Raw genomic sequence first — 17,211 nt, forward strand, 5'->3', positions numbered from 1 at the left:
CGGCTCCTCAGGACATCACGGCCCCGAACGCCAGCGCGGCGGTGCCCAGGACGAGGAGGATCCCGACCAGCGGGAGGACGAAGCGCAGGTACTGGTCGTAGCGGACCTTCGCGAGCGCGAGGCCGCCCATCACGACCGCCGAGGTCGGGGTGATCAGGTTGACCACGCCCGAGGCGGACTGGAAGGCGGTCACGACGATCGAGCGCTGGACGCCGGCGAAGTCGGCGAGCGGCGCCAGGATCGGCATGGCCAGGGCGGCGTGCCCGGACGTGGAGGGCACCAGGAATGCAAGCGGGACGTTGATGAGGAACATGACGGCGCCGAAGACGCCGGACGAGGTGCCGCTGACGGTGTTCTCCATCGCGTGCAGCACCGTGCCGGTGATCTCGGTGTTGTTCATGATCACGGTGACGCCACGGGCGAGCACGATGATGAGGCCGACCCCGACGAAGTCGCCGGCACCGCGGGTGAGCGCCTCGCTGACGCCGTGCTCGCCGAGGCCGCCGACCACGCCGACCACGAGGGACATGACGAGGAACAGGGCGGCGAGCTCGGGGAAGTACCAGTCGAGCTGCCAGGCGAAGCTGGACGCGTCCGGACCGTGGATGACCTGCGCCCACGGCACGATCGCGAAGATCATGAAGGCGAACGTCGCCGCGACGATGGCCAGCACGGACTTCTGGCGTCCGGTCAGGTGTGCGACGTCGCGCAGCCCGTGGCCGCGCAGCTCGTCGTCGCCGACGACCGGGCCGACCAGCGAGCGGGACGGGTCCGCCTTGACCCGGCGCGCGTAGCGGGTGACCCACCACACGGCCACCGGCACCAGCACGAGGTACATCAGGAACCGGTAGCCGATGCCGTCGCCGATCGAGATGTCCGCGGCATCGGAGGCGACGCCGGTCGCGAACGGGTTGACGGTCGAGGCGAGCACACCGATGCCCGCGCCCACCAAGATGGTGGCCGCGGCGACCATCCGGTCATAGCCCAGCGCGAGCATCAACGGGATGAGGAGCGCGTAGAAGCCGAGGGTCTCCTCGGCCATGCCCTCGGTGGTGCCACCGATCGAGAAGAGGATCATCAGCACCGCGATGAGCGCGGTTCCGCGCCCGCTCATCCGCTGGGCCACCCGGGCGACGCCGTCGTCGATCGCGCCCGTGCGCATGGCCATGGTGATGAAGATGCCGATCGCCAGCACGAAGAGGAAGACGCCGGCGGCACCGTAGAGCTCGCCGGACTCGTACGGCCCGATCTTCCCGTCGGAGTTGAGGATGCCGTACAGCCCGTTGACCGGCGCCATGAAGAGGTCCATGAGCCGGTCGCCGAAGGACAGCCCGCTGTCCGAGGCGGCGTAGCTCCCGGGGATGGGACGGCCGCTGTCGGCGTCGGTCTGGTAGGTGCCGGACGGGATGACGAAGGCGAGCAGCCACACCGCGATCGTGACGCCGAACAGGACGGCGAAAGCGCTCGGGAAGTGGAAGCTGCGACGAGCGGGGGCGTCGCCGCCGGCGGGTGGTGGAGCGCTCGGTCGGTCGGCTCGGTGGGTCGTGCTCATCGTGGGTACCTCCTGTGGATGCCGTGTCCGTACCACGCAATCACCGCCGCACCGGCGCCGAGATCGGTCGATGTGCCCCAGGCCTCGGGACCTAGGACCCCTCCGCACGGGCGCCGCGCCACGCAGGATCGGCTCCAGGAAACGAGAGAGGAAGCTCCATGAACCTGCACGTCGACTCCGAGGTGGGCGCGCTGCGCCAGGCGATCCTGCACCGGCCCGGGCTCGAGCTGATGCGCCTGACGCCGACCAACAAGGACGCCTACCTGTTCGACGACGTGCTGTGGGTCAAGCGCGCCAAGCAGGAGCACGACGCGTTCGCGGAGGTGCTGCGCGACCAGGGTGTCGTCGTGCACCTGCTCGACCGGCTGCTCGCCGAGACGATGGAGATCCCGGAGGCGCGGCGACACGTCCTCGACCTCACCTTCGACGAGAGGGTCTACGGGCCGCTCGCGGCCGACGCGCTGCACAACCTCGGCAGCGCGCTCGGCGCGGAGGAGCTCGCGACGCTGCTCATCGGGGGACTCACCAAGCGAGAGCTGCTCGAGCACATCGAGGAGCCGCGGTCGGTCGTGGTCCAGACCATGGCGCCCGACGACTTCGTCGTCGCGCCGCTCCCCAACCACCTGTTCACCCGCGACACCTCGGCATGGGTCTACGACGGGGTCTCGGTCAACGCCATGCGCAAGCGGGCCCGGACCCGCGAGACGGTCCACTACGAGGCGATCTACCGCTGGCACCCGGCCTTCGCCAGGGCCGGCTTCCGGTGGTGGGCCGACGGCACGGCCGGGGCTCCGGCGACGACCGAGGGCGGTGACATGCTGGTCCTGGGTCGCGGCTCGGTCCTGGTCGGCATGAGTGAGCGGACCACGCCCCAGGGCGTCGAGCGGATGGCGCGGCGGATCTTCGACGCCGGCAGCGCGCGGCGGATCGTGGCGCTCGCGATGCCGCAGAAGCGTGCCTTCATGCATCTCGACACGGTGATGACGATGGTCGACGAGGAGACGTTCACCCAGTACGCCGGGCTCGGCGCGCTGCCGGCGTACACGATCGAGCCGGGCGACACCGACAAGGAGCTCGCGGTGACGGCCCACGCTCCCGAGGAGATGCACTCCGCGATCGCCGCGGCCCTCGGGCTGAGCCGGATCCGGGTGCTCACCCCGACCCAGGACGTGCGCTCGGCCGAGCGGGAGCAGTGGGACGACGGGTGCAACGTGCTCGCGGTCCGCCCCGGCGTGGTCGTCGCCTACGAGCGCAACGTCACCACGAACACGCACCTGCGCAAGAGCGGCATCGAGGTGATCACGATCGAGGGCAGCGAGCTGGGTCGCGGCCGGGGCGGTCCGCGGTGCATGACCTGCCCGATCGAGCGTGACGGGATCTGAGCAGATGGGATCTCCGCTGCGCAACCGGTCCTTCCTCAAGGAGCTGGACCTGACCCCGGACGAGTGGCACTACCTCCTCGACCTCTCGGCGACCCTGAAGGCGGCCAAACGGGCCGGGACCGAGCAGCCGCGCCTGACCGGCAAGAACATCGCGCTGATCTTCGAGAAGACCTCGACCCGGACCCGGTGCGCCTTCGAGGTCGCCGCTCGCGACCAGGGCGCCGGCGTGACCTACCTCGACCCGTCGGGCTCGCAGATCGGCCACAAGGAGTCGATGGCTGACACCGCCCGCGTCCTCGGGCGGATGTACGACGGCATCGAGTACCGCGGCTCGCGGCAGGCCGACGTCGAGGTGCTCGCCGAGCGGTCCGGCGTCCCCGTCTGGAACGGTCTGACCGACGAGTGGCACCCGACCCAGACGCTGTGCGACATGCTGACGATGCGCGAGCACGCCGGGAAGCCGGACCACGAGATCGCCTTCGCCTACCTCGGCGACGCCCGGAACAACGTGGGGAACTCGCTGCTCGTCGCGGGCGCGATGATGGGCATGGACGTCCGCGTCGTGGCGCCGCGCGCACTGTGGCCCTCGGACGACGTCGTGGCCCGGGCACGCAGCCTCGCGGAGCAGACGGGCGCGCGGCTGAACCTGACCGAGGACGTCGCGCAGGGCGTTGCCGGTGTCGACTTCCTCTACACCGACGTGTGGCTCTCGATGGGTGAGCCGAAGGAGCGCTGGCCCGAGCGGATCGCGCTGCTGCGCGACTACCGGGTCGACGCCGAGGTCGTGAAGGCCACCGGCAACAGCACGGTCCGGTTCATGCACTGCCTGCCCGCGTTCCACGACCGGCACACGACGGTCGGCGAGGAGATCTTCCAGCAGACCGGGCTGAGCGCGCTCGAGGTCACCGACGAGGTCTTCGAGTCGCAGCACTCCATCGTGTTCGACCAGGCGGAGAACCGGATGCACACCATCAAGGCCGTCCTCGTCGCGACGCTGGGGGACTGAGGTGCGCATCGTGGTCGCCCTCGGCGGCAACGCCCTGCTGACCAGGGGAGAGCGGCCCGACGCAGACGTCCAGGAGGCCAACGTACGCCGGGCGGTCGCCGCCCTGGCACCCCTCGCCGCCCGGCACGAGCTGGTGATCACGCACGGCAACGGTCCACAGGTCGGGGTCCTCGCCCTGCAGAGCGCCTCCGACCCACGCCTGACCACGCCGTACCCCTTCGACGTGCTCGGCGCCCAGACCCAGGGGATGATCGGGTACTGGCTGCTCCAGGCGCTGCAGAACCGCCTGCCCGGACGACAGGTCGCGGCGATCGTCAACCAGACCCTGGTGTCCGCGGCGGACCCCGCGTTCGACCAGCCCACCAAGTTCGTGGGCGAGGTCTATCCCGAGGCCGAGGCACGGCGCCTGGCCTCCGAGCGTGGCTGGACGGTGCGCCCCGACGGCGCCGGGTGGCGCCGGGTGGTCGGCTCGCCACGGCCCGAGCGGGTGGTGGAGACGCCGCTCATCCGCGCGCTGCTGCGCCTCGGTGCCGTGGTGGTGTGCGCCGGCGGCGGTGGCGTGCCCGTCGTGCGCGACGAGGTCGGTGAGCTCCAGGGGGTCGAGGCCGTCGTCGACAAGGACCTCACCAGCGCCGTGCTGGCCGAGGCGCTGGACGCGGACGCGCTGCTCGTCCTCACCGACGTGCCGGCCGTGATGCGCGGATTCGGCACGCCGAACCAGGCCGCGATCCACCGGGAGACCCCCGCCGGCCTTCGCCAGCTCGACCTGCCTGCTGGGTCGATGGGCCCGAAGGTCGAGGCCGTGTGCCGGTTCGTGGAGCTCACCGGGGGCATGGCGGCCATCGGTGCGCTCGAGAACGTGGCGGCGATCCTCGACGGGACCTCGGGCACCGTCGTGACGCCGTCGGGTCGCTACGAGGGACCGGTGCCGGCACCGGGAGCGGCACCGTGAGTGGCTCGGTCCACACCGTGTCGCTCGGTGGTGGCCTCGTGGCAGGGCTCGACGAGGAGCAGGTCGAGGAGAGCCGTCGTGTGCACGGCGCGAACGTCGTACCTCCTGCTCGACGCAAGCCCACGTGGCGGCTGCTCGCCGACCAGATGACCCACCTGCTCGCGGTCCTGCTCTGGGTCGCGGCCGGGCTCGCCGTGATCGCGGGAATGCCGGAGCTGGGCGTGGCGATCTCACTGATCGTCGTGCTGAACGCGCTGTTCGCCTTCTGGCAGGAGTTCCACGCCGACCGGTCGACCGAGCGCCTGCGCGCGCTGCTCCCGACGCGGGCGCTGGTCGTGCGGTCAGGTCACCAGGTGGCACTCGACGTCGGCCAGCTCGTGGTCGACGACATCGTGCTGGTCGAGGCCGGCGACCGGGTCGGGGCCGACCTCCAGGTGGTCTCGGCCGAAGGGCTGGCACTCGACGAGTCGCTGCTGACGGGGGAGAGCGCCGCGGTCCCGCACGAGGCCGGGGACACGCTCATGTCGGGCACCTTCGTCACGCAGGGGCGGGCCCGGACCCGGGTGGTGGCGGTCGGTCCCGAGACCACGCTCGCGGGGATCTCCCGGCTCTCGGAGACGGCCCATCGTCCGCCGAGCCCGCTCACCGTGCAGCTGCGCAAGGTCGTGCGGGTGGTGGCGGTCGTGGCGTTCACCGTGGGCATCGGGCTCGGCCTCGGCTCCCTCGCCCTCGGACTGGACGCCACCCAGGCGTTCCTGTTCGGCGTCGGAGTCTCGGTCGCGCTCGTTCCGGAGGGGCTGCTGCCGACCGTCACCCTGTCGCTGGCGCGCGGCGCCCAGCGGATGGCCGGCGAGCGGGCGCTGGTGCGGCGCCTCGACGCGGTGGAGACACTGGGTGCCACCACCTTCATCTGCACCGACAAGACCGGCACCATCACCCAGAACCGGATGAACGTCGTCACGGTGGTCACGCCGTCCGGGCGCCACGACGTCGCAGGCATCGGCTATGCACCGACCGCAGCAGTGACCGGGACCGGCGACCCGAGCGAGCTGCGGCAGGCCGCCCTCTCGGCCCTGCGGTGCGTGACGGGCCGGGTCCGGGAGAAGGACGGTGCCTGGTCCCCGCTCGGCGACCCGATGGAGGCGGCGTTGCACGCCCTGGCCCTCCGGGTCGGCTCCCCGGTGGAGGACGTGGTCGTCCGACGCCCCTACACAGCCGAGCGGATGGTGAGCTCGGCGTGGTACGACGGACAGGTCTCCGTCCTCGGGGCGCCGGAAGCAGTGCTGACGCGCTGCCGGGACGTTCCGCCGGGCATCCGTGCGGCCCTCGTCGAGCTCACCGACGTCGGCCTGCGCGTCCTCGCCGTCGCCGGTCGCACCAGTGCCGAGGACGCCGGGGAGGCCGACGAGCACGACCTGACGTTCCACGGGCTGCTCGGCCTCCAGGACCCGCCGCGTCCCGACGTCGCCCAGGCTCTCGGGCAGTGCCGTCGCGCGGGGATCCGGGTCGCCATGCTCACCGGCGACCACCCGCGCACGGCGCAGGCGATCGCGCGCCAGGTCGGCCTGCTGCACGACGGCGGGGTGGTCGTCGAGGGCAAGGACCTGCCTGCGGACGACCGCGAGCTCGCCGTCCTGCTCGACACGGACCGGGGTGCGGTGGTCGCCCGCGTGGCGCCCGCCGACAAGCTCAGGATCGCCCGCGCGCTGCGGGGCCACGGGCACGTGGTCGCGATGACCGGCGACGGTGTCAACGACGCCCCGGCACTGCGCACCGCGGACGTCGGCGTCGCGATGGGAGCCAGCGGCAGTGACGTGGCACGCGAGGCGTCCGACCTGGTGCTCCTCGACGACCACTTCGCGACCATCGTCAGCGCCGTGGAGCTCGGCCGCGCGACGACGCAGAACGTGCGCCGCTTCCTCACCTTCCACCTGACCGACAACGTCGCCGAGCTGGCGCCGTTCGCCGCCTGGGCCCTGAGCGGCGGCAGCTTCCCCCTCGCCATCGGCGTGCTCCAGGTCTTGGCGCTCGACATCGGCACGGACATGCTGCCGGCCCTCGCACTGGGGGCCGAGCCGGGGCGGGCCGACGTGATGCGCGGACGTCGTCGCCGCACGCTGATCGACCGCGCCCTGGCGGTCCGGGCGTTCCTGGTGCTCGGGCTGACGGAGGCGGTCCTCGCACTGACCGCCTTCAGCGTCGTGCTGCTGGCGCACGGCTGGCGGTGGGGGCAGACCCCGCCGGGACCGACCCTGGCGCTCGCCTCGGGCACCGCCTTCGCGGTGATCGCCGGCACCCAGGTGGCCAACGCCTTCGCCTGCCGAAGCACCCGCCTGCCCGTGTGGCGCCTCGACCTGCTCGGCAACCGGCTGGTCCTGCTGGCCGTCGGCGCCGAGCTGCTGCTGCTCATGGTCTTCCTCGGTGTCCCACCGGTCGCGGACCTGCTCGGCGGCAGCTTCCCGGACCCCGGCGGCTGGCTCCTGGTCGTCGCGTCGGCCGGGGCCCTGGTCCTGGTCGACGGCGTGGCCAAGACGCTGCGTGGGACCAAGGTCCCCGCGGGCACGGGCGCGGCGGCCCTGCCAGGGCCCGGGGCCGGCAGCGAGGCTCGGAGCGACCCCGAGGAGGAACCATGACCACCACCCCGCCACGCCCGGTCGTCGTCGGGCACGACGGCACCTACGCCAGCAGCGGTGCGCTCCGCTACGCGCTCGCCGAGGCACGCCGCAGCGACGTGCCCCTGCGGATCGTTCATGCCATGCCGCTGCAGACCTCGGCGTTCCTGGACCTCCCGGTCCTCGCGGAGGAGCTGGACGCCGAGCGCCAACAGGTCGAGGCCACGGTACGGTCCGAGGTCGCACGGCTGGCCGACGACGTCGAGGTGCAGGTCGTCACCTGCCATGGTGCGCCGGCCTCCGTGCTGCTGGGTGCGGCCGAGGACGCCCGCCTCCTCGTGATCGGCCGGGAGCACCGCACCGGACTGCGCCGACTCCTCGGCGGAGCCACCACGGAGGACGTCGCGGCGCACGCCGGTGCGCCGCTGGTGGTCGTACCCGAGGGCTGGCGTGACGACCAGGTGCCTCGGCAGCGGGTGGTGGTCGCCCTGAAGGCGCCCGCACACAGCACCGAGCTGCTCGGCGCGGCATTCCGGCGGGCCGAGCAGTCCGGCGCGGCGCTGCGTGTCGTGCACGCGTGGGAGCCCGATGACCGGGTCGTGGGCCACCGCCCGGACGGGTGGACACCCCAGGTCCTGCTGGTCGAACGAGCCGTGGCAGCGATCGACGACCTGCTCGGTCCCTGGCGGCGAGCGTTCCCCGGCGTCGTCGTCCACGTCGAGGTCCACGTCGCCGACCCGCGCACCGACCTCCTCGAGGAATCGGCCGCGGCTGACCTCGTGGTGCTGCTGCGCGGCGAGGCACCGGTGCTCGGTCCCCACCTCGGCGGCGTGCTGCGTCCCGTGCTGCACGCCGCGGACTGCCCGGTCCTGCTGGTGCCCGCCACGAAGGCGGAGCTCCCGCCCCTGGACCTCGAGCTGGAGCACGCGGGCACCCTGCTGCGATGATCGGGGCGCTCGAGGACTTCTTCGAGGGCGACCGGACGGCGCTGCGCATCCACGCTCGTCTGCTCAGCGAGCTCACCGCGGTCGGCGGCGTGGAGGTGCGGGTCAGCCGTGCCCAGGTCGCCCACCGCTCCGTGCCCCGGCCGAGGTCGACGACGAGGTCCGGGGCTGGATCCGTCAGGGCCCGGGACCAGGCTCAGGAGCGCCGGGGCTGAGGCCGGCTGAGGTCCCGCCACGCGAGTGGCACGAGGACGGCCAGGGCCGGCACGACCCAGAGGAGGAACCCCCAGCCGAAGAGCACCAGCAGCAGGTGGAAGGCGATCACGCCCGCCCAGCCGACCCGGGCCGCGCGACCGCCGACGAGCAGGCACACGCCGAGCGCGATCTCGCCTGCCATGAGCAGCAGGCCGTAGAGCTCGGGACGCGCCATCACGATGTCGGCCCACCCCTCGCGGACGAACGGCAGGAGAGCGCCGTCGGCGAACGGCCGGTAGAAGTCCGGGTCCGCCGCGACGATGCCGAGGTGGACGCCCCCGGTGACGAGGAAGAAGCCGCCCACGACGAAGCGTCCGAGGCCGCCCGCCTCCCCTCGACGTGGTGCCGTCGTCATGGCTGTGCCAACGCCCTGCGCAGCAGCAGGCTGCCGGCCCGCACCGCGGGCACGGCGAACGCGATGCTGGCCGTCGTGGTGACCGCCAGCGTCACCACCGAGGCGTGCGGGTCGTCGCGCACGACCATCGCCGCGACGGAGGGCGGGACGAGCGCGAACCAGGAGACCACCCCGAACCAGGCGGCGCTGGCCGATGGGCGGTCGAGGCCGATCGCGACGGCCGCCGCGACGGTGAGCGGTACGACGACACCCAGGTCGAGCAGCACGATCGTCCAGAAGAACGCAGGGGCCTCGGCGTACTCGGCCGGGATCGGGCCCGCCGTCACCGAGCCCGCGAGCACCGGAAGGTACCGCGCCACGACGAAGGCCACGAGGAGGAGCAACCACGCGCCCCGTGCTCGCCTGGTGCGCTCACCGATCCCGGCGACCGGGGTCGCGACGGCCCGGCGCCAGCACCACACCCCCGCAACGCCCGCGAGCGTCGCGATCGCGAGATGCAGCAGGACGGCCGGTGAGTAGGCGAGGCGCTCGGGTCCGACGACGTACTGCACGAACATGTAGGCCGCGTAGCCGGTCGGCCCGAGGGCGAGCGTCGCCGCTCCCGGCCGGGCGTGCAGCGCCAGCACGGCCGCGGTGACCAGGACCGGAACCACGAGCAGCACCGTGACCAGCTCGAGGCCGATCAGCTGGTTGAGCAGCGAGTCCGGCAGGGGATACGCGAGCGCGTCGGTCCCCAACGGGCCGAGTGCGCTGTTGAGGACGAGCAGGACGGCGAGCGTCAGCAGCACGGGACCGAGGGCTCGGTCGGAGCGTCCGGTCGGGGCGGCGGGTGACGGCACCGGGGTCGTCACCGCGCCCGGGCTGCTCATGCCTCGACGCCTTCGGTCGGCCTCGCGCCGGTGTCGAGCAGCCGACGGTGCAGCTCCTGGGTCAGCGCGTGGATCTGGCGGGTGAGCTCGGTGTTGGTCTTCAGCTCGAGCTCCTGCTCGACGAAGTCGTGGTCCGCCTTCGCCCGCTGGACCTCGGCCTGGCGGTTCTGGCCGATCATGACGAAGGTCGACAAGAAGATCGCCTCGAGCGAGACCACCAGGGTGAGGGTCGGCCACGGGCTGCGCTCGGCGGCGAGCATCCAGAGCGCGAACACCGCAGTGTGGATCCACACGAACGGCATCGACCCGGCGAACGCGGTGATCGCGTCGGCCAACCGGGCCTGCCAGTCCTCCGCGCGGCGCTGGAAGTAGCGCTCGATGCCCGGGTGGCGGGCGACACCGGAGCTGCGGTGGCCCGGGGCGGGAGGTCGTTGCATGCCTCCGACGCTAGGAGCGCGGCGCCGAGCCGGGCAGGGACGGAGTGTTCCCGGCCGGCAGGCACTTGGTCCCGGACGCGGAGGCGGTTGGCCCCTGACCTGCGTCGGACCGCGGCGGCATGGTCGGGAACGACACCACTGCCACGACGAGAAGGAGCAGGACGATGATGTGGGACGACGGGCACTACTACTTCGGCTGGCCGGGCATGCTGCTCGTGATGGTGGTGTCCTGGGGCCTCGTGGGCGCGGCGGTCTACCTCGGCGCCCGGTGGCTCGGGCGGGACCGGGTGTCGTCCGACCCGCTCGACATCCTCGACGAGCGGCTCGCCCGGGGCGAGATCGACGTCGAGGAGTACACCCGGCTGTGGCAGGCGATCACCGACCGCCGCCCGGTGGCACGGCCCCGATGACCTCCCGGTCTGGGGACCTTCGGCCCTGCACCGGGCCCACCCGGTCCGGTGAGGATCCTCGCGTGACCAGCTACGTCCACTCCTTCGACGCCCCCGGCACTCCCGACCGCGACCTGCTCGGCGGCAAGGGCGCCGAGCTGGCCCGCATGGTGCAGCTCGGCCTGCCGGTGCCACCGGGCTTCACGATCACGACCGCTGCCTGCCGCCAAGTGCTCGAGCACGGCCGCCGGCCGGCCGGGATGGCGGGTGACGTCGAGCACCAGCTCGCGCTCCTCGAGGACCGCACCGGACTCGTCCTCGGCGACCCGGAACGGCCGCTCCTCCTCGCGGTGCGATCCGGCGCGGCGAGCTCGATGCCCGGCATGATGGACACCATCCTCGACATCGGCCTCAACGACGAGACCGTTCTCGCCGTCGCCCGGATCTCGGGGGACGAGCGGTTCGCCTGGGACTGCTACCGGCGGCTCGTGCAGATGTTCGGGGAGACCGTCCTCGGCGTTGCCGCCGCACGGTTCGCCGCGCTCACCGCGACCGTGGTCGCCGAGCGAGGTGTCGACGGCCTCCCGGCGCTGGACGCCGACGGACTCCGCGACCTCGTCGAGCGCGGCAGGGCCCTGTGCCAGGAGGTCGCGGGCCGTGACCTTCCCCAGGACCCGCGCGAGCAGCTCGATCTCGCCATCGACGCCGTGTTCGCGTCCTGGCAGGGCGAACGTGCCCGCGTCTACCGCCGCAGGTTCGGCATCCCCGACCATCTCGGGACCGCCGTCAACGTCCAGGCCATGGTCTTCGGCAACCGAGGCGCGACGTCCGGGAGCGGGGTCGCCTTCACCCGTGATCCCGCCACCGGCGCGCTCGGCGACTACGGGGAGTACCTCGCCGACGCCCAGGGCGAGGACGTCGTCTCCGGGGCCCGGACCGCCGTGCCGCTGGCGCGACTGAGGGAGATCGACCTGCCGTCGTACCGGCGGCTCCGCTCGATCCTGAGCACCCTGGAGCACCACTACCGCGACCTGTGCGACATCGAGTTCACCATCGAGGACGGCCGGCTCTGGATCCTGCAGACCAGGGTCGGCAAGCGCAGCCCCGCCGCGGCCTTCCGGATCGCGGCCGACCTGGTCGAGGAGGGGATGATCACCGACGACGAGGCCCTGGTGCGCGTGAGCGGTGACCAGCTCACGCAGCTGATGTTCCCGCAGCTCGACGCAGGCTCGGCCGGGCGGCCGGCCGCGGTGGGGCTCGCCGCCTCGCCGGGCGCCGCGGTCGGCAGGGTCGTGCTCGACAGTGCCACCGCGGTGACCCTCGCCGCGCGTGGCGAGGACGTCGTGCTGGTCCGCCCCGAGACCCGGGCCGACGACCTGCCGGGCATGGTCGCTGCGCGCGCGGTGGTCACCGCCCGGGGCGGCCGCACCTCGCACGCGGCCGTCGTCGCACGCGGCATGGGCCTGCCCGCCGTGTGCGGTGTGGAGGGACTCGAGATCGACCTGGCCAGCCGCCGGGTGAGCCTGGCCGGACATCGCCTGTTCGCCGAGGGAGACGTGGTCTCGGTGGACGGCGGGACCGGGCGCGTCTACCACGGTCATCACCGCACCGTGCCCTCGGAGGTGACCCGTTGGCTCGACGGGGAGGCCATCGACTCCCCACTGGTGTCTGCCGTCGAGAGACTGCTGGCCCACGCCGACCGGACCCGTCGTGTCGGTGTCCGCGCGAACGCCGAGTCCGGGCACGACATCGCTCGGGCCCTGCGGTACGGCGCCGAGGGTGTCGGCCTGGTCCGCACCGAGCACATGTTCCTCGGCGACCGCCGGACCTACGTCGAGCGCGTCCTGATCGGCACCGACGCCGAGCGGGAGGCGGCGCTGCGCGAGCTGACCGCCCTCCAGCGCGAGAGCTTCGCCGTCCTGCTCGCCGCAGCGGACGGCCGTCCCGTGACGATCCGTCTGCTGGACGCCCCGGCACACGAGTTCCTGCCGGACCTCACGGACCTGGCGGTACGGGTGGCGACCGCTGCCGCCCGGGGCTGCCCGGACGAGGCGCTCCAGGCCAGGCTGGCCGCCGTACGACGCCACCACGAGGCGAACCCGATGACCGGGTTGCGCGGCGTGCGGCTCGCGATCGTGCGGCCCGAGCTGGTCGTCGCCCAGGCACTGGCGGCCTTCGAGGCAGCGGCCGACGCACGCGACCGCGGACGCGCCTTCGACCTCGAGCTGATGGTTCCGATGGTGAGCTCGGTGGAGGAGCTCACCGCGGTCGCCCGGTCCGTCGCCCGGGCCGCGGACGACGTCGCGACCCGCCGCGGCCGGGTGACCTACCGGCTCGGAGCCATGGTCGAGACGCCCCGCGCCGCGGTGACGGCCGCCCGGATCGCCGAGGTGGCCGGCTTCGTGTCGTTGGGCACCAACGACCTGACCCAGCTGACCTGGGGGCTGTCGCGCGACGACGCCGAGCGCTCGTTCCTGCCCCGCTACCTCGACGAGGGACTGCTGCGGGTCTCGCCGTTCGCGACCCTCGACCAGGAGGGAGTCGGCGAGCTGGCCGCTCGTGCGGTCGTCGGTGCCCGGCGGACCCGCCCGGGCATCCCGGTCGGCGTGTGCGGGGAGCACGCGGGAGATCCCGCCTCGATCGGCTTCCTCGCCGGGATCGGCGTCACCTACCTGTCCTGCTCGCCGTTCCGGGTCCCGGTCGCTCGCCTGGAGGCCGGCCGGGCAGCGGTCCTGGCGCAGGGGTGCCCACCGGACCGCTTCGACGAGCTCGACGTACCGCTCCTGGCGACGGTGGGGTGATCGCGGTGCTGGTGAAGGACATCATGAACGCCCGGCCGGTGACGATCCGGACGGACCAGCCGATCGGCGCCGCAGGACGCGTCCTCGCCCGCCACGCCGTCACCGCACTGCCGGTGGTCGACGAGGAAGGGCGGATCGTCGGCGTGGTCAGCGAGGCCGACGTCATCGCCCGGGCGCGTCTCACGGACCCGGTGGGGGAGGCGATGAGCCGGGTCGTCGCACTCGTGCACCCAGAGACGGACGTGGCCGAGCTGCGCGAGGTCCTGACCCGCACCGCGGTCAAGAGCCTGCCGGTCGTGGACGCCGCTGACCAGGTCGTCGGGGTGGTCAGCCGTAGTGACCTGGTCCGCGTCTTCGCGCACGACGACGAGAAGCTGGAGGAAGACGTGGCCGATGTCCTCGCCCACGCCCGGGTGTCGGGGTGCCGGGTGCGGGTCCGCAACGGCATCGTGCAGCTCACCGGTCTGGACGCCCCCGACGACCCCCGGGAGGCCTCCGTCATCGATGCCGTCATCGATGCCGTCGTCGCCACGCCGGGCGTGGTCGCGGTGCGGAGGGGGTGAGGGACATGAGCGCTCTCGAGGAGCTGGACGTCGCCGAGTGCGAGCGGCTGCTCCGCCGTGGCGTGTTCGGGCGGATCGTCCTCGTCGCGGGCGGACGCCCGGAGATCGTCCCGGTCACCTACACCACGCACGGGGACGCGGTCTGGGTCCGCACCTCCCCGGGATCCCTCCTCGACCGGTACGCCGACGGCGAGCCGGTGCTCCTGGAGATCGACCACGTCGACCACGAGCGCGGGCACGGCTGGTCGGTCGTCGCTCGCGGCCACGGCGAACGGGTGCCCGAGGGCGAGCGCTCCGACGCCGAGCGTCGCACCTCGGGGCCGCCGCGGTGGGTCCGACGTGAGGACGAGGTGTGGATCCAGCTGCGCTGGGAGGAGCTCACCGGTCGTCGTACCGGATCGGGCTGGGACCTCGCGGCCGGGCTGCCCGTGGACAGGATCGGGCGATGACGACGGCCGAGGTGCTGCTGAGCGACGGCGGGCTGGCGCAGATCCGGCCGCTCGAGCACCGGGACGGACCGGGACTGCACGAGCTGCACGAGAGTGCCTCCGACGATGCGCTGCGGCTGCGGTTCTTCAGCGGCGGACCCCGGGCGGCCCGGATGTACGTCGACCGGGTGCTCGACTCCCCGGCGACATTGGCCCTGGTCGCCCTCACGGGCGAGCGACTGGTCGCCCTGGCCACCGCGGAACCCGTCGACGACACGACCTACGAGGTGGCCTTCCTGGTGGCCGACGAGCTCGCCGGTCACGGGCTCGGCACCCTCCTCCTGGAGCACCTGGCCGCACGGGCCCGGGACCGGGGGATCCGGCGGTTCATCGCCCTGGTGCTCGCCGAGAACCACCGGATGCTCGACGTCTTCGCGAAGGCGGGCTTCACGCTGACGCGCACCAGCAGCCACGGCGAGTGCGAGCTGAGCATGGACACCGCCGTCACCCCCGCGGTCCAGGAGGCCGCCGACCAGCGTGAGTTCGCCTCCGAGGCTCGTTCGCTGCGCCCGCTGCTGGCGCCGCGGTCGCTCGCCGTCTACGGTGCCCGCCGCGACGGCACCGGCATCGGTGCTGCGGTGCTGAGTGCCGTCCGTCGCGACGGGTTCACCGGGGACGTCGTGGCGATCCACCCCCGCGCCGACGCCATCGGCGAGGTCCCGGCCCGGGCCTGCCTGGCCGAGGGGGCGTCGGTCGACCTGGCGGTCATCGCCGTGCCGGTCACGGACGTCCTCGATGCGCTCGAGGACGCGATCGCCGGGGGAGCGCGCAGTGCCGTGGTGATCTCGTCCGGCTTCGGCGAGATGGGCGCGGACGGGGCGCGCCTCCAGCAGGAGCTGGGCCGCACCGCCCGGCGCCATGGCGTCCGGCTCGTCGGACCGAACTGCCTGGGCGTGCTCGACAACGCTCCACAGGTGCGGCTCAACGCCACCTTCGGCCTGCGGGCGCCACGACCGGGCGGCCTGGCCGTCGCCAGCCAGTCCGGCGGCGTCGGCATCGCGCTCATGGACCTGCTGGCCCACGACGGGGTCGGCGTGCGCACCTTCATCTCGCTCGGCAACAAGGTCGACGTCTCGGGCAACGACCTCCTCGCTGCCTGGTACGACGACCCGGAGGTCACCTGCGCGGCGCTCTACCTCGAGTCGTTCGGCAACGCCCGCAAGTTCGCCCGGTTCGCCCGCCGCTTCTCCCAGCGCAAGCCCGTGGTCGCGGTGGTCGGCGGGCGCTCCGCCGGTGGTCGCCGGGCGGGTTCCTCCCACACCGCCGCTGCGGCGAGCCCGGTGGTCGGCGTGGCGGCCCTCCTCGCGCAGAGCGGGGTCGACGCCGAGGAGCTGGCCGACACCGTGACGGTGCTGACCCGCGAGCCGCTCCCGGCCGGGACGCGGCTCGGGGTTCTCAGCAATGCCGGCGGGCTGGGTGTGCTGGCGGCCGACGCGGCGCAGGACGCCGGGCTCGACGTCGCGGCGTTCTCCCCGTCGCTGCGCGCCGAGGTCGGTGCGCTCGTCTCGCAGACCGCCGGTTCGGCGAACCCGGTCGATGCGGGCGCAGGTGCGGACGCCGGCCGGCTGGCCGCGATCGCCGACGTGGTCCTCGCCTCCGCCGAGGTCGATGCCCTGCTGGTCGTCCTGGTCGCCACGGACACCAACGACGTCGCGGGTGCCCAGGACGCACTGGCCGACGTACGCCGGCGCTACCCGCACCACCCCGTGGTCGCGGTCGGCCTGGGCGCCGGCGACGACGGCCCGCACCCCGGGGTCACGACGCTGCGGTCGAGCGGTGCGGCCGTGGCCGCACTGGGGCGGGCGTCGTCCTACGCCGCGTGGCGGCGCGACGTCGTCCCACCCGCGCCTGCGCCGGACCCGGTGCGGGCCCGCCAGGCGCGTGACGACGCCATCGACCTGCTGGCTCGCAGCGGGCTCGACGGCTGGGTCGTCCCGGGGGATGCTGCGCCACTGCTGCAGCGCTACGGGCTCGAGTCCGTCGGCGTCGTCGTGGCCGCCTCGGAGGCACCGCAGGTGGCCGAGCGGATGGGCTTCCCGGTCGCGGTCAAGGTCGCGAGCGCTGACGTGGTCCACCGCACCGAACGGCGGCTGGTCGTCACCGGCGTGATGTCCGCCCCGGAGGTGGCCGTCGCCGCCGACGACCTGGAGCGCCGCGCCGGCCGGCCCTGCAGCCTGCTGGTGCAGCCGATGGTGTCCGGCGTCGAGATGGCCCTGGGCATGGTCCGCGACCCGGTGCTCGGGCCGTTGGTGATGGTGGCGCCCGGAGGTGTGGGCACCGACCTGGCCGATGACCGGGCCTTCCTGCTGCCACCGTTCGGTGCCGGGGAGTTCCTGCGGGTGCTGCGCACCCTGCGCACGTGGCCGCTCCTCGACGGCTTCCGGGGTGCGGCGCGGGTGGACGTGGACGCGTTCGCGCGTGCCGCGTCAGCGCTGGGGCAGCTCGCCGTCGACGTGCCCGAGATCGCCGAGCTGGACCTCAACCCGGTGATGGTCACCGAGGACGGGATCCACCTCGTCGACGTCAAGGTGCGCCTGGCGGCGGGGGAGTCCCTGGACCAACCGCGCCAGCTGCGGCCGACCTGACGGCACCACGGCCCCCTGCCC

General features: G+C 73.2%; 15 protein-coding genes. 11 read left to right on the top strand and 4 right to left on the bottom strand.

The genetic code is table 11. From position 1 onward, the window contains the following. Positions 1-7: 7 nt before the first annotated feature. Positions 8-1,552, bottom strand: a complete 1,545-nt coding sequence (locus tag BJ958_RS06065) for a YfcC family protein (protein WP_179726013.1) — start codon at positions 1,550-1,552, stop codon at positions 8-10. Between the two features lie 158 nt (positions 1,553-1,710). Here BJ958_RS06065 and BJ958_RS06070 point away from each other — a divergent pair, with 158 nt between their 5' ends. From BJ958_RS06070 to BJ958_RS06095, 6 genes are read left to right on the top strand one after another with little or no spacing between them, the layout of a single operon-like run. Further along, a complete protein-coding gene (locus tag BJ958_RS06070; RefSeq protein ID WP_179726014.1) occupies positions 1,711-2,934 on the top strand; it encodes an arginine deiminase in 1,224 nt (407 codons plus the stop codon). 4 nt (positions 2,935-2,938) lie between these two features. After that, on the top strand, positions 2,939-3,940 hold the full coding sequence (gene argF, locus BJ958_RS06075; protein WP_179726015.1) for an ornithine carbamoyltransferase: 1,002 nt from the start codon (positions 2,939-2,941) through the stop codon (positions 3,938-3,940). 1 nt (position 3,941) lies between these two features. Continuing rightward, entirely contained in the window at positions 3,942-4,892 is a 951-nt protein-coding gene (locus tag BJ958_RS06080; protein ID WP_179726016.1) for a carbamate kinase, read from the top strand. Next, positions 4,889-7,525: a cation-translocating P-type ATPase gene (locus BJ958_RS06085; protein WP_218865620.1), complete on the top strand. Its 2,637-nt coding sequence runs from the start codon at positions 4,889-4,891 to the stop codon at positions 7,523-7,525. Before BJ958_RS06080 ends, BJ958_RS06085 begins: the two co-directional genes overlap by 4 nt. Beyond that, positions 7,522-8,451, top strand: a complete 930-nt coding sequence (locus BJ958_RS06090; RefSeq protein ID WP_179726017.1) for a universal stress protein — start codon at positions 7,522-7,524, stop codon at positions 8,449-8,451. Before BJ958_RS06085 ends, BJ958_RS06090 begins: the two co-directional genes overlap by 4 nt. Further along, on the top strand, positions 8,448-8,663 hold the full coding sequence (locus BJ958_RS06095; protein WP_179726018.1) for a hypothetical protein: 216 nt from the start codon (positions 8,448-8,450) through the stop codon (positions 8,661-8,663). The genes BJ958_RS06090 and BJ958_RS06095 overlap by 4 nt, the downstream gene beginning before the upstream one ends. On the opposite strand, the gene BJ958_RS06100 is transcribed toward BJ958_RS06095, so the two are convergent. From BJ958_RS06100 to BJ958_RS06110, 3 genes are read right to left on the bottom strand one after another with little or no spacing between them, the layout of a single operon-like run. Then, positions 8,645-9,058 carry a hypothetical protein gene (locus BJ958_RS06100; protein WP_179726019.1) on the bottom strand — a complete coding sequence of 138 codons (414 nt, stop codon included), beginning with the start codon at positions 9,056-9,058 and terminating at the stop codon, positions 8,645-8,647. The two genes, BJ958_RS06095 and BJ958_RS06100, sit on opposite strands and share 19 nt — an antisense overlap. Further along, a complete protein-coding gene (locus tag BJ958_RS06105; RefSeq protein ID WP_179726020.1) occupies positions 9,055-9,927 on the bottom strand; it encodes a hypothetical protein in 873 nt (290 codons plus the stop codon). Before BJ958_RS06105 ends, BJ958_RS06100 begins: the two co-directional genes overlap by 4 nt. Further along, positions 9,924-10,364 carry a DUF1003 domain-containing protein gene (locus BJ958_RS06110; protein WP_179726021.1) on the bottom strand — a complete coding sequence of 147 codons (441 nt, stop codon included), beginning with the start codon at positions 10,362-10,364 and terminating at the stop codon, positions 9,924-9,926. The genes BJ958_RS06105 and BJ958_RS06110 overlap by 4 nt, the downstream gene beginning before the upstream one ends. A gap of 164 nt (positions 10,365-10,528) precedes the next feature. Here BJ958_RS06110 and BJ958_RS06115 point away from each other — a divergent pair, with 164 nt between their 5' ends. From BJ958_RS06115 to BJ958_RS06135, 5 genes are all read left to right on the top strand, one after another. Continuing rightward, positions 10,529-10,774 (top strand): SHOCT domain-containing protein, encoded by a 246-nt coding sequence (locus tag BJ958_RS06115; protein WP_179726022.1) that lies wholly within the window; start codon positions 10,529-10,531, stop codon positions 10,772-10,774. 62 nt (positions 10,775-10,836) lie between these two features. Further along, positions 10,837-13,554: a pyruvate, phosphate dikinase gene (ppdK, locus tag BJ958_RS06120; RefSeq protein ID WP_343052584.1), complete on the top strand. Its 2,718-nt coding sequence runs from the start codon at positions 10,837-10,839 to the stop codon at positions 13,552-13,554. A 5-nt stretch (positions 13,555-13,559) separates the two neighbouring features. Continuing rightward, positions 13,560-14,117, top strand: a complete 558-nt coding sequence (locus BJ958_RS06125) for a CBS domain-containing protein (protein WP_179726024.1) — start codon at positions 13,560-13,562, stop codon at positions 14,115-14,117. Between the two features lie 5 nt (positions 14,118-14,122). Then, a complete protein-coding gene (locus BJ958_RS06130) occupies positions 14,123-14,566 on the top strand; it encodes a pyridoxamine 5'-phosphate oxidase family protein (RefSeq protein WP_179726025.1) in 444 nt (147 codons plus the stop codon). Then, a complete protein-coding gene (locus BJ958_RS06135) occupies positions 14,563-17,190 on the top strand; it encodes a bifunctional acetate--CoA ligase family protein/GNAT family N-acetyltransferase (protein WP_179726026.1) in 2,628 nt (875 codons plus the stop codon). The genes BJ958_RS06130 and BJ958_RS06135 overlap by 4 nt, the downstream gene beginning before the upstream one ends. Positions 17,191-17,211 lie beyond the last annotated feature (21 nt).

This window comes from Nocardioides kongjuensis (assembly GCF_013409625.1).
Lineage (GTDB): Bacteria > Actinomycetota > Actinomycetes > Propionibacteriales > Nocardioidaceae > Nocardioides > Nocardioides kongjuensis.